This window comes from Rhizobium acaciae, assembly GCF_025941625.1.
GTDB lineage: Bacteria > Pseudomonadota > Alphaproteobacteria > Rhizobiales > Rhizobiaceae > Rhizobium > Rhizobium acaciae.
The window spans coordinates 39,015-51,292 of sequence record NZ_JAPCZO010000031.1 but is presented as its reverse complement, the minus strand read 5'-3'; the positions used below and the strand labels follow the sequence as shown (position 1 = coordinate 51,292).

General features: G+C 61.5%; 10 protein-coding genes. 7 read left to right on the top strand and 3 right to left on the bottom strand.

Features of this window, described 5'->3' with window-relative positions:
- Positions 1 to 3 precede the first annotated feature (3 nt).
- The 3 genes from OLZ32_RS34055 to OLZ32_RS34045 all read right to left on the bottom strand — a co-directional run bounded on the left by OLZ32_RS34055 (position 4) and on the right by OLZ32_RS34045 (position 3,128).
- Positions 4 to 1,167 carry a dihydrodipicolinate synthase family protein gene (locus OLZ32_RS34055; RefSeq protein ID WP_264424724.1) on the bottom strand — a complete coding sequence of 388 codons (1,164 nt, stop codon included), beginning with the start codon at positions 1,165 to 1,167 and terminating at the stop codon, positions 4 to 6.
- A 3-nt stretch (positions 1,168 to 1,170) separates the two neighbouring features.
- Positions 1,171 to 2,319, bottom strand: coding sequence for a Gfo/Idh/MocA family protein (locus OLZ32_RS34050; RefSeq protein ID WP_017989907.1), 1,149 nt, complete (start codon positions 2,317 to 2,319; stop codon positions 1,171 to 1,173).
- A gap of 131 nt (positions 2,320 to 2,450) precedes the next feature.
- A complete protein-coding gene (locus OLZ32_RS34045) occupies positions 2,451 to 3,128 on the bottom strand; it encodes a TetR/AcrR family transcriptional regulator (protein ID WP_017989908.1) in 678 nt (225 codons plus the stop codon).
- A 199-nt stretch (positions 3,129 to 3,327) separates the two neighbouring features.
- Here OLZ32_RS34045 and OLZ32_RS34040 point away from each other — a divergent pair, with 199 nt between their 5' ends.
- The 7 genes from OLZ32_RS34040 (at position 3,328) to OLZ32_RS34010 (ending at position 12,278) form a co-directional block, all read left to right on the top strand.
- Entirely contained in the window at positions 3,328 to 4,614 is a 1,287-nt protein-coding gene (locus tag OLZ32_RS34040) for an ABC transporter substrate-binding protein (protein ID WP_017989909.1), read from the top strand.
- 6 nt (positions 4,615 to 4,620) lie between these two features.
- Positions 4,621 to 5,580, top strand: coding sequence for a carbohydrate ABC transporter permease (locus tag OLZ32_RS34035; RefSeq protein WP_003544260.1), 960 nt, complete (start codon positions 4,621 to 4,623; stop codon positions 5,578 to 5,580).
- Positions 5,573 to 6,460: a carbohydrate ABC transporter permease gene (locus OLZ32_RS34030; protein WP_003544261.1), complete on the top strand. Its 888-nt coding sequence runs from the start codon at positions 5,573 to 5,575 to the stop codon at positions 6,458 to 6,460. Before OLZ32_RS34035 ends, OLZ32_RS34030 begins: the two co-directional genes overlap by 8 nt.
- Entirely contained in the window at positions 6,460 to 7,557 is a 1,098-nt protein-coding gene (locus OLZ32_RS34025; RefSeq protein WP_264424722.1) for a Gfo/Idh/MocA family protein, read from the top strand. Before OLZ32_RS34030 ends, OLZ32_RS34025 begins: the two co-directional genes overlap by 1 nt.
- A 31-nt stretch (positions 7,558 to 7,588) precedes the next feature.
- Complete coding sequence (locus OLZ32_RS34020; RefSeq protein WP_003544263.1) at positions 7,589 to 8,665, top strand: ABC transporter ATP-binding protein; 1,077 nt, start codon at positions 7,589 to 7,591, stop codon at positions 8,663 to 8,665.
- 286 nt (positions 8,666 to 8,951) lie between these two features.
- Positions 8,952 to 9,827 (top strand): phosphotransferase, encoded by an 876-nt coding sequence (locus OLZ32_RS34015; RefSeq protein ID WP_003544264.1) that lies wholly within the window; start codon positions 8,952 to 8,954, stop codon positions 9,825 to 9,827.
- A complete protein-coding gene (locus OLZ32_RS34010) occupies positions 9,828 to 12,278 on the top strand; it encodes a GcvT family protein (RefSeq protein WP_003544265.1) in 2,451 nt (816 codons plus the stop codon).

The following is a 12,278-nucleotide window of genomic DNA, read 5'->3' as shown; positions in this document are numbered from 1 at the left end:
GTTTCAGTTGACGCCGTGGACGGCAAGCACCTGTTTCATGCGCGCCGTTGCGAGTTCCGGATCGGCGAGAACCCGGGCCTTGTCGGCCAGGCGGAAGAGTTCGGCCAGATGCGTCAGCGAGCGGGTGCTCTGCTGGCCGCCGACCATGACGAAATGGTCCTGCAGGCCGTTGAGATAGGCGAGGAAGACGACGCCGGTCTTGTAGAAGCGGGTCGGCGCCTTGAAGATGTGGCGCGACAGCGGCACGGTCGGCTCCAGCAGATCGAAGAATTCATGGTTGCTCTTGCGGCCGAGCGCTTCGAGGGCTGCCGAGGCAGCCGGAGCGATCGCATCGAAAATGCCGAGCAGTGCGTCGGAATGGCCCTCTTCGTCGCCGGCGATCAGTTCGGCATAGTTGAAATCGTCGCCGGTATACATGCGCACGCCTTTCGGCAGCCGGCGGCGCATCGCCACTTCCTTCTCCTTGGAGAGCAGCGAGATCTTGATGCCGTCGACCTTGTCGGCATGGGCCTCGATCACCTCGAGGCAGGTGGACATGGCTTGGATATGATCACCGTTGCCCCAATAACCTTCGAGCGCCGGATCGAACATTTCGCCGAGCCAATGGATGATGACGGGTTCCTTGACCTGGCGAAGGATCCGGTCATAGACGCGGATATAGTCGTCCGGCCCTTTGGCGGCGGCGGCAAGCGCCCGGCTCGCCATCAGGATGATGCGGCCGCCGGCCGCCTCCACGGTTTCGATCTGCTCCTCATAGGCCCTGAGGATTGTGTCGACGGTGACGTCGGGTCCCGGCGTCAGATGGTCGGTGCCGGCGCCGCAGGCGATCAGCGCGTCCTTGCGGCCGGCCGCCTCACTGAGCGCCCGGCGGATCAGGTCGCGCGCTTCCGGCCAGCCGAGGACCATGCCGCGCTGCGCCGTATCCATCGCTTCGGCAACGCCGAGGCCGAGATCCCAGAGCCGATGGCGGAAGGCGAGCGTCCGCTCCCAATCGATCGCCGGCGTCAACCACGGATCGTTGTCGGCGAGCGGGTCGGCGACGACATGGGCGGCGGCGAAGGCGATGCGTGGAAAGGCCTTGGCGTCGCGCTTGACGAGCGCGATCGGTGTGCCGGTCAGCGTGTAGGGAACGATCTTGCCGTCGAGAGGGAGATTGATCGTCGTCACGGCTCAGAACTCCAGTGCGGGAACGTCGAGCCAGCGACGCTCGGCCCAGGATTTCAGGCCGAGTTCGGCAAGCTGCACACCCTTGGCGCCGGCTTCCAGGCCATAGGGCCAGGGTGCGTCTTCGACGACATGGCGGATGAACATTTCCCACTGCGCCTTGAAACCGTTGTCGAAGGCCTGCGTATCGGGAACCTCGTCCCAGGTCTTGTAGAAGTCGATCGTCTGTGGCTGGTCCGGGTTCCAGACCGGTTTCGGCGTGTTGACGCGGTGCTGGCTCCAGCATTTCGTCAGACCGGCGACGGCCGAACCATGCGTGCCGTCGACCTGGAAGGTGACGAGGTCGTCGCGGCGGACGCGGACGGCCCAGGAGGAATTCACCTGGGCGATCACGCCGCCTTCGAGCTCGAAGGTCGCATAGGCCGCATCGTCGGTGTCGCAGTCATAGGGCTTGCCCTGCTCGTCGATGCGGCGCGGAATATGCGTAGCACCGAGGCAGGATACGGCTTTGACTTCGCCGAACAGATTGTCGAGCACGTAGCGCCAGTGGCAGAGCATGTCGAGGATGATGCCGCCGCCGTCGCCCTTGCGGTAGTTCCAGGAGGGGCGCTGGGCCGGCACGCCCCAATCGCCTTCGAAAACCCAGTAGCCGAATTCGCCGCGCACCGAGAGGATCTTGCCGAAGAAGCCGGAATCCCTGAGCAGCGCCAGCTTGCGCAGGCCGGGCAGGAAGAGCTTGTCCTGCACGACGCCATGTTTGAGGCCGGAGCGGCGTGCCTTGCGGGCAAGATCGAGTGCCACCTGCAGATCGTCGGAGATCGGCTTTTCGCAATAGACATGCTTGCCGGCGTCGAGCGCCTTGGACAGAAGTTCGGCGCGCATCAGCGTCGTGCCGGCATCGAAGAAGATCGTGTCGTCGGGATTGGCGAGCGCGGCATCGAGATCGGTCGACCAGCGCTTGATGTTATGCTTTTTCGCCAGTTCCTCCATCTTGGCGCCATTGCGGCCGACGATGATCGGGTCGATCTCGAGTTTCTTACCCGATTTCAGCGTGATGCCGCCCTGGTCGCGGAAGGCGAGAATCGAGCGCACCAGGTGCTGATTGTAACCCATGCGACCGGTGACGCCGTGCAAGATGATCCCCAAGCGTGCCATTTTTTCCTCCCAGCAGATTTTTGCGGCGGGAGCGGGCATCCTCGTCCGGTCCTCCCGAGCCGGTAACTAAACAGTTACTTGATGGCAGAAGAGCAACGCGGCTGTCAATAGTCAATTCCGATTTTCGAAATTCAGCGCTTGATCGAGGCGAGCGTGACGTGGACGATATGCCTTTCCCAGGCATTGAGATGGGTCGGCTCCATCAGGTCGCGGCCGAAGATCGTCGAAAGCGTGTACTGGTTGGACAGATAGAAATAACCGAGCGAGGCGATCGTCAGGTAGACATGCAGGGGATCGGCGGTCTCGATGAAGACCCCCTGCTTCTTTCCCTGCTCGAGCACGTCCGAAAGCTCGCCGATCAGATGCGAATGCAGTTCCTTGAGCCGGACGGACTGGCGCAGCCAGCGGGCCCGATGCAGATTCTCCGTGCCGAGCAGGCTGAGGAATTCCGGATGCTGGAGAAAATAACGCCAGGTGAAGAGCGCCAGTTCGCTGATGCCTTCCTCGGGGCTGCGGTCGCCGATATGCAGCGCGCGTTCGGCGGTGCGGATGCCGACATAGGCCTCTTCGAGCACTCTGAGGTAGAGCTGCTCCTTGTCGCCGAAATAATGATAGAGCATGCGCTTGTTGGTGCCGGCGCGCTCGGCGATGGCGTCGACACGAGCCCCGCCCATGCCGTTTTCGGCAAATTCCCGGGTTGCCGCGTCAAGGATAGCAGCGCGTGTCCGCTCCGGATCGCGTTGGGCCGTCCGTTCGGTAGATGGACGCCGAGACCTTTTCTTTTCCCCATTCCCCCCGCTGTCGTTCATCTCTCCACCTCCGTCTCACATGTTGCGCTCATAAGCCTTCGGTGCGAAATTGTAAAAACCGAATTTGAAAGCCCCGCGAGCGACACCGCTTGACACGCTCGCCGCTTTGCCCGTAGCTTGTAACCAATTAGTTATTTATGCAAGGGTAACTAGGTTTCGGAAGCGTGTGGAGGCGCTTCCCTTTGGAGGAGGAAAAGAAATGACATTCCGTGTAAGCAGACGTAATTTCGTTGCGGGAGGCGCCTCGCTTCTCTCGCTCTCGGCGCTGGGAACCAGCGCTTTGGCACAGGAAACGCGACTGCGTCTCCTGTGGTGGGGCTCGCAGCCGCGCGCCGACCGCACCAACAAGGTATCGCAGCTCTATCAGTCGAAGAAACCGGGCACGTCAATCACCGGCGAATTCCTCGGCTGGGGCGACTACTGGCCGCGCCTCGCGACCCAGGTGGCCGGCCGCAACGCGCCCGATGTCATCCAGATGGACTATCGCTATATCGTCCAATATGCGCGGCGCGGCGCGCTCGCCCCGCTCGAATCCTATATGCCGGCCAAGCTCAACCTCGACGATTTCGACAAGGCGCAGATCGAAGGCGGCAGCGTCGACGGTCATCTCTATGGCGTCAGCCTGGGCGCGAATTCGGCGGCCACGGTCCTGAACACCACGGCCTTCAAGGAGGCGGGCGTCGATCTGCCGACCCAGGCAACCACCTGGGAAGAATTCGGCCGCATCGGTGCGGAGATCACCAAGGCAGGCAAACGCAAGGGCATGTTCGGCATGGCCGACGGCAGCGGCGGTGAGCCGTTGTTCGAAAACTGGCTGCGTCAGCGCGGCAAGGCGCTTTATACCGCCGACGGCAAGATCGCCTTCGAGGTGGACGATGCCTCGGAATGGTACGACATGTGGGCCAAGTTCCGTGCAGCCGGCGCCTGCGTTCCCGCCGATATCCAGGCTCTCGACAAGAACGATATCGAAACCAACACGGTCTCGCTCGGCAAGTCGGCCGCCGGTTTTGCCCATTCCAACCAGTTCGTCGCCTATCAGCAAATGAACAAGGACAAGCTGGCGCTGACCAACTACATGCGCGTCAAGGCGGATTCGAAGGGAGGCCACTACCGCAAGCCTTCGATGTTCTTCTCGGTCTCCGCCCAGTCGAAAGCCGTGGATATGGCCGTGGACTACGTCAATTTCTTCGTCAAGGACCCCGAGGCGGCGCTGCTTCTGGATGTCGAGCGCGGCATTCCGGAATCGAAAGCCATGCGTGAGGTCGTCGCTGCGAAGCTCGATGAGAACGGCAAGGTTGCGCTGGCCTATGTCAGCGGCCTTGGCGAACTCGCCGGCAAATTGCCGCCGCCACCGCCGGCCGGCGCCGGCGAAGGTGAGTTGACCTTGCGCAACATCGCCGAACAGGTCGGCTTCGGACAACTGTCTCCCTCCGACGGCGGCAAACAGCTTGTCGCTGAAATCACGCAGATTCTCGCACGAGGCTGATCCCGTATGAGCAATGCGATGCGCACGCCCGCAGGGGCCATCAATGTGGAAAGATATCAGGGGGCCGTGGCCGAAGGACGCTTCAGGCGTCTCTGGAATGCCAATGCTCCCGGCTATCTCTTCCTTCTTCCTTGGCTGATCGGCTTTTTCGGGCTGACGCTCGGGCCGGCCCTGATTTCGCTCTACCTTTCCTTCACCGATTTCGACATGCTTCAGTCGCCGCGGTGGGTGGGAATGGCGAATTACGTGCGCATCGCCACGGCGGATCCGAAATTCTCGGCCGCCATGTATGTCACCCTGACCTATGTCGTCTTGTCGGTGCCGTTCAAGCTGACCTTCGCCTTGCTGGTCGCCATGGCCCTGAACCGCGGCCTGCGCGGGCTGTCGGTCTATCGTGCCATCTTCTATCTGCCGTCATTGCTGGGCGGCAGCGTGGCGATCGCCGTGCTCTGGCGCCAGCTTTTCGCCAGCGATGGCCTCGTCAATGCCGCGCTTTCGTATTTCGGTATCGTAGGTCCGAGCTGGATCTCGCATCCGAACTATTCGATCTATACGCTGGTGGCGCTGTCCGTCTGGCAGTTCGGCTCGCCGATGATTATTTTCCTGGCTGGCCTGCGTCAGATCCCACAGGACATGTATGAGGCCGCGAGCCTCGACGGCGCCTCCAAGTTCCGGCAATTCTACAAGATCACGCTGCCGCTTCTGACGCCGGTGATCTTTTTCAATGCCGTCGTCCAGACGATCGATGCCTTCAAGGCCTTCACGCCGGCTTTCATCATATCAGGCGGCACCGGCGGTCCGATCAACTCGACGCTGTTCTACACGCTCTACCTCTATCAGGAAGCCTTCGGCAATTTCCGCATGGGCTATGCCTCGGCGCTCGCCTGGATCCTGGTGGTGATCATCGCGATCTTCACCGCCTTCTCCTTCCTGACCTCGCGTTATTGGGTGCATTACGATGACTGAGATGACCGCTTCCGTCACTGCGGCCAGGCCGCCATCCGACATCACCAAACGTAGCCTGCCGGCGTCGCTGATCATCCACGCCCTGCTGATCGCCGCTTCGCTCCTCATGCTCTATCCGCTGTTGTGGATGGTTTCGGCATCGGTCAGGCCGGAAACCGAGATCTTCTCGTCGACCTCGCTCATCCCGTCGTCGATCGATTTCTCCTCCTATGCGCGCGGTTGGGTCGGCCTCGATGTCAGCTTTGGCCGGTTCTTCTGGAATTCGCTGGTCATCTCGCTGCTGGTGGTGACGGGCAATGTCATTGCCTGTTCGCTGACGGCTTTCGCCTTTGCGCGGCTGCGTTTTGCCGGCCGGAATTTCTGGTTCGCGATCATGCTCGGCACGTTGATGATCCCCTATCACGTGACGCTGATCCCGCAATATGTGCTCTTTCTCGATCTCGGCTGGGTCAACACCATCCTGCCGCTTGTCGTGCCGAAGTTCCTGGCAAGCGATGCCTTCTTCATCTTCCTGATGGTGCAGTTCTTCCGCGGCATTCCGCGCGAATTGGACGAGGCGGCGATGATGGACGGCTGCAGCGCTTGGCGCATCTACTGGAAGATCATGCTGCCGCTGTCGCTGCCGGTGCTGGCAACGGCCGCCATCTTCTCCTTCATCTGGACCTGGGACGATTTCTTCGGTCCGCTGATCTACCTGAACGACATGAACACCTATACGATCCAGCTCGGCCTGCGCACCTTCGTCGACTCGACCAGCGCATCGGATTGGGGCGGTTTGTTCGCCATGTCGACCCTGACGCTCGTGCCGGTGTTCTTCTTCTTCCTGTTCTTCCAGCGCCTGCTGATCGAGGGCATCGCCACGACGGGCATGAAGCGTTGATGGCGATGACGGGAAAGAGCGACATGAGCATCAGGACAGTCGCGATCGTTGGCTGCGGTATCGGCCGCTCCCATATCGTCGAAGGTTACCTGCCGCATTCCGACAAGTTCAAGGTCGTGGCGATCTGCGACCTGAACGAGCAGCGCATGGCAGCGGTCGGCGACGAGTTCGGCATCGAACGGCGCACCACCTCTTTTGCGGAATTGCTGGCCGACGAGACGATCGACATCATCGATATCTGCACCCCTCCCGGCATCCATCTGGAACAGGTGGTCGCAGCACTTGCCGCCGGAAAACATGTTGTCTGCGAAAAGCCGCTGACGGGCTCGCTTGCCGCCGTTGATACCATCATGGAAGCGGAAAAGACCGCCAAAGGCGTGCTGATGCCGATCTTCCAGTACCGCTACGGCGACGGCATTCAGAAGGCCAAGCGGATCATCGACGCCGGTATTGCCGGCAAGCCCTATACCGCTTCGGTCGAAACCTTCTGGCTGCGCAAGCCGGAATATTACGCCGTGCCTTGGCGCGGCAAATGGGCGACGGAACTTGGCGGCGTGCTGGTCACCCATGCACTGCACCTGCACGACATGCTGATGCATCTGATGGGCCCGGCGGCCAGGGTCTTCGGCCGCGTCGCCACCCGCGTCAACGATATCGAGGTCGAGGATTGTGCCTCCGCCAGCCTGCTGATGGAAAGCGGCGCCTTTGTCTCGCTGTCCTGCACGCTTGGTTCGCAGGAACAGATTAGCCGGCTCAGGCTGCACTTCGAAAATGTCACTTTCGAAAGCAGCCACGAGCCCTATACGCCCGGCAAAGACCCGTGGAAGATCATCGCTGCGAATGACGACGTGCGGGAGCAAATCGACAGGGTGGTTGGCGACTGGCAGCCGGTCGCGCCGCGTTTCACCACGCAGATGGGCCAGTTCCATGCGTTCCTGAGTGGCCATGCGCCGCTGCCGGTGACGACAAAGGACGCCCGCCGCGCGCTGGAACTCGTCACCGCCATCTACCAGTCTTCCGACAGCGGCGCCGACGTGCCGCTGCCGGTCGGTCCCGATAGTCCGAAATACGCCGATTGGCGCGCAAGAACGAAGTAACGGATAAAATAAAAGAGAGGGTTTTGAGAAGATGGCAACCAGTGTCGTTCTTCAGAAGGTCGAGAAGCGCTACGGCGCGATGGACGTGATCCATGGCATCGACCTGACGATCGATCCCGGCGAATTCGTCGTTTTCGTCGGGCCCTCGGGCTGCGGAAAATCCACCCTGCTGCGCATGATCGCAGGTCTCGAGGAGATCACCGGCGGCGGGCTGCTGCTCGACAACGAGCGCATGAACGAGGTGGCGCCTGCCAAGCGCGGTATCGCCATGGTCTTCCAGTCCTATGCGCTCTATCCCCATATGTCGGTCTACAAGAACCTCGCCTTCGGCCTGGAGACGGCGGGTTACAAGAAGGCCGAGATCGAGCCGAAGGTGAAACGCGCCGCCGAGATCCTGCAGATCGAGAAGCTCTTGGAGCGCAAGCCGAAGGCGCTCTCCGGCGGCCAGCGTCAGCGTGTCGCGATCGGCCGCGCCATCGTGCGCGAGCCGCGTATCTTCCTGTTCGACGAGCCGTTGTCGAACCTCGATGCCGAACTGCGCGTGCAGATGCGCGTCGAGATCTCCCGCCTGCACCGCAGCCTCGGCAATACGATGATCTATGTCACCCATGACCAGGTCGAAGCCATGACGATGGCGGATAAGATCGTGGTGTTGAATTCCGGCCGTATCGAGCAGGTCGGAGCGCCCCTCGATCTCTACAACAACCCGGCCAACCGCTTCGTCGCCGGTTTCATCGGCAGCCCGAAGATGAATTTCCTGAAGGCCCGCATCGAGCAGGTCGGCGAGACCGAAACCAGCATCCATGTCTGCGGCAATTCCGTCCGCCTGCCGCGCCGGCTGAAAGGCGGGGCGGGAGAGGAGGTCACCTTCGGCATCCGCCCCGAGCATCTTTCGCTGGCCGAAGGCGCAATCACGCTCTCGACCATCAACGTCGATCTCGTCGAAAATCTCGGCGGCGCCACCATGCTCTACACCACGACGCCGGATAACCAGCTCCTGACCGTCGCGCTCGACGGCCAGCAGAAGGTGGAGCGCGGCGCCAATGTGAAGGCTTCCTTCGATCCGGCCCGCTGCCACGTCTTCGATGCGGCCGGCAAGACGATCTGACCCCACTGCATAATTCCTTAAATCGGAATCGACTTGAGGATAAATTATGCAGCACTTCAAAAGTGTTACAGCGTCCTTTGCGCGTCTGAAACGACGCGCGGCGCTGTAGCGGCTGCTTGACAGCCGATCCTCCTCTAGCCCATCATTTCACGAGGGGCCGCTAGAACAGGATGATTTTAGGCCGGGTCGGCCCAAAATCTGAATCCTGTTCTACATTATATAGTTAGAGCATGATGTCGTCCGAAAACCGCTCACACTTTTCGGCATCATGCTCTGGGGGTTGAGCATGACGCCTGAAGATAGGATTCATGCGCTTGGCATCTGGCAGGGGCCGATCGCAATCTCGCCGATAGCAGGCGGCATCACCAACAGGAACTATCTGGTCAGCGATGCTGTCGCGCGCTGCGTGGTCAGGCTCGGCACCGATATTCCGATCCATCACATTAACAGGCAGAACGAGCTTGCCGCAAGCCGCGCGGCGCATGCCGCCGGCATATCGCCTGCCGTCATCCATCATTCGCCGGGCGTGCTGGTGCTCGAATATATCGAGGCGCGGGCGCTTTCGCCGGAGGATATCAGGACGCCGCAAATGCTCGCCCGCGTCTTGCCGCTGGTGCGCGCCTGCCATCGCGACATCGCCCTGCATTTCCGCGGCCAGGCGATGATCTTCTGGGTCTTCCACGTCATCCGAGATTACGCCGCCAATCTGAAGGCGTCGGCGAGCAGTTATCTTCCTCTGCTCCCGGGGCTCGTCGGCCGGGCTGAGACGCTGGAAGAAGCGGCAGGGCCTTTCGAGATCGCCTTCGGCCACAACGACCTGCTGGCCGCCAACTTTCTCGATGACGGCAAGCGGCTCTGGCTGATCGACTGGGACTATGCCGGCTTCAACACGCCGCTTTTCGATCTTGGCGGATTGGCCTCCAACAACGAGCTCTCGCTAGCGGCCGAGCGCGCGATGCTGGAGACCTATTTCGACCGGCCGCTGACCGATGATCTCAACAGGCGCTACACCGCGATGAAATGCGCCTCGCTGCTGCGCGAGACGCTCTGGAGCATGATTTCGGAAATTCATTCCAGCATCGATTTCGATTACGCCGGCTATACGGCCGAAAATCTCGCGCGCTTCGAGCGCGCCTATCAAGCCTTTGAACAGGACCAATAAATGACGAAGGAATTACCGAAGACGGCGAAAGCCGTGGTCATCGGCGGCGGCATCATCGGCTGCTCGACAGCCTATCATCTCGGCAAGCTCGGCTGGACCGATACCGTGCTGCTGGAGCGCAAAAAGCTTACCTCGGGCACCACCTTCCATGCCGCCGGCCTCGTCGGCCAGCTGCGCACCAGCGCCAACATCACCCAGCTTCTTGGCTATTCCGTCGATCTCTACAAGCGGCTGGAAGAGGAAACGGGCCTCGGCACTGGCTGGAAGATGAATGGCGGCCTGCGCCTTGCTTGCAATGAAGAACGCTGGACCGAGGTCAGGCGCCAAGCGACCACCGCGCAATCCTTCGGCCTCGAAATGCAATTGCTGACCCCGCAGGAAGCCTTCGATCTCTGGCCGCTGATGACTGTGGACGATCTCGTCGGCGCTGCCTTCCTCCCGACCGACGGCCAGGCCAATCCCTCCGACATCACCCAGGCGCTGGCAAAGGGCGCCCGCATGTCAGGCGTTTCGATCTTCGAGGATACCGAAGTCCTCGACCTTGAAATCGACAAAGGGAGAATTCGGGCCGTGATTACGGCGCAAGGGCGTATCGAATGCGAGCGCGTCGTCGTCTGTGCCGGCCAATGGACGCGCGCCTTCGCCGCCCGCTTCGGCGTCAACGTGCCGCTGGTCTCGGTCGAGCATCAATACATCATCACCGAATCCTTCGGCGTGCCCTCCAACCTGCCGACGCTGCGCGATCCCGATCGCCTGACGTACTACAAGGAAGAGGTCGGCGGCATCGTCATGGGCGGCTACGAGCCGAATCCCATTCCCTGGGCGAAAAACGGCATCCCCGACGGTTTCCACTACAGCCTTCTGGACAGCAATTTCGACCATTTCGAGCAGATCATGGAACAGGCGCTCGGCCGCGTTCCGGCGCTGGAGAATGTCGGCGTCAAGCAGCTGCTGAACGGCCCGGAAAGCTTCACGCCGGATGGCAACTTCATTCTCGGCGAAGCGCCGGAGCTGAAGAATTTCTTTGTCGGCGCCGGTTTCAACGCCTTCGGCATCGCCTCGGCCGGTGGCGCCGGCATGGCGCTTGCCGAATGGGTGACGAAGGGCGAGCCACCCTATGATCTCTGGCCGGTCGATATCCGCCGTTTCGGCCGGCCGCATTTCGATACCGACTGGGTCCGGACACGCACGCTCGAAGCCTACGGCAAACATTACACCATGGCCTGGCCGTTCGAGGAACATTCGAGCGGCCGCCCCTGCCGTAAATCGCCGCTCTATGACCGGCTGAAGGCGCAGGGCGCCTGTTTCGGCGAAAAGCTCGGCTGGGAACGGCCGAACTGGTTTGCCGATCTCTTCGCCAACGAGGAGCCGAAGGATATCTACAGCTACACCAGGCAGAACTGGTTCGACGCCGTCGGCCGCGAGCACAAGGCGGTGCGCGAGGCGGCCGTCATCTTCGACCAGACCTCCTTTGCCAAATTCGTGCTGAAGGGCAGGGATGCCGAGGCAGCGCTGTCCTGGATCGCCTCCAACGATGTCGCAAGGCCGGTGGGATCGCTCATCTACACGCAGATGCTGAACGACAAGGGCGGCATCGAATGCGACGTGACGGTCGCCCGCATCGCCGAGAACGAATATTACATCGTCACCGGTACCGGCTTCGCCACCCACGACTTCGACTGGATCGCACGCAATATCCCGGCGGAGATGCATGCCGAGCTGGTCGACGTCACATCCGCCTATTCCGTGCTGTCGCTGATGGGGCCGAATTCCCGCGCCGTGCTGGAAAAGGTGACGGGTAGCGACGTCTCGAATGCGGCCTTCCCCTTCGGCAAGGTCAGAACCATCGGCATTGCAGGCTGCCCGGTGCGGGCGCTGCGCATCACCTATGTCGGCGAACTCGGTTACGAGCTGCATATTCCCGTTGAATATGCGACCACGGTCTATGACGTGCTGATGGCCGCTGGCGGTGAGCTCGGCCTCGTCAATGCCGGCTATCGCGCCATCGAGAGCTGCCGCCTGGAAAAGGGTTATCGCGCCTGGGGGTCGGATATCGGTCCCGACCATACGCCTGTTGAAGCCGGTCTCGGTTGGGCGGTGAAGATGCGGAAGAGCATTGCCTTCCGCGGCCGTGAGGCGATCGAGCGGCAACTTTCGGGAGGCGTCAAGAAGCGCCTCGCCTGCTTCGTTCCCGAGGATGCCGATGCCGTACTGCTCGGCCGCGAAACGATCTATCGCGACGGCAAGCGCGTCGGCTGGCTGTCGAGCGGCGGCTTCGGTTATACGCTGGGCAAACCGATCGGCTACGGCTACGTCCGCAATCCCGACGGCGTGACCGAGGATTTCGTCCTCGCCGGCACCTACGAGCTTGACGTCGCGCGGGAACGCATCCCCTGCAAGGTCTCGCTGTCGCCGCTCTATGATCCGGATATGGCGCGGGTGAAGGCGTAG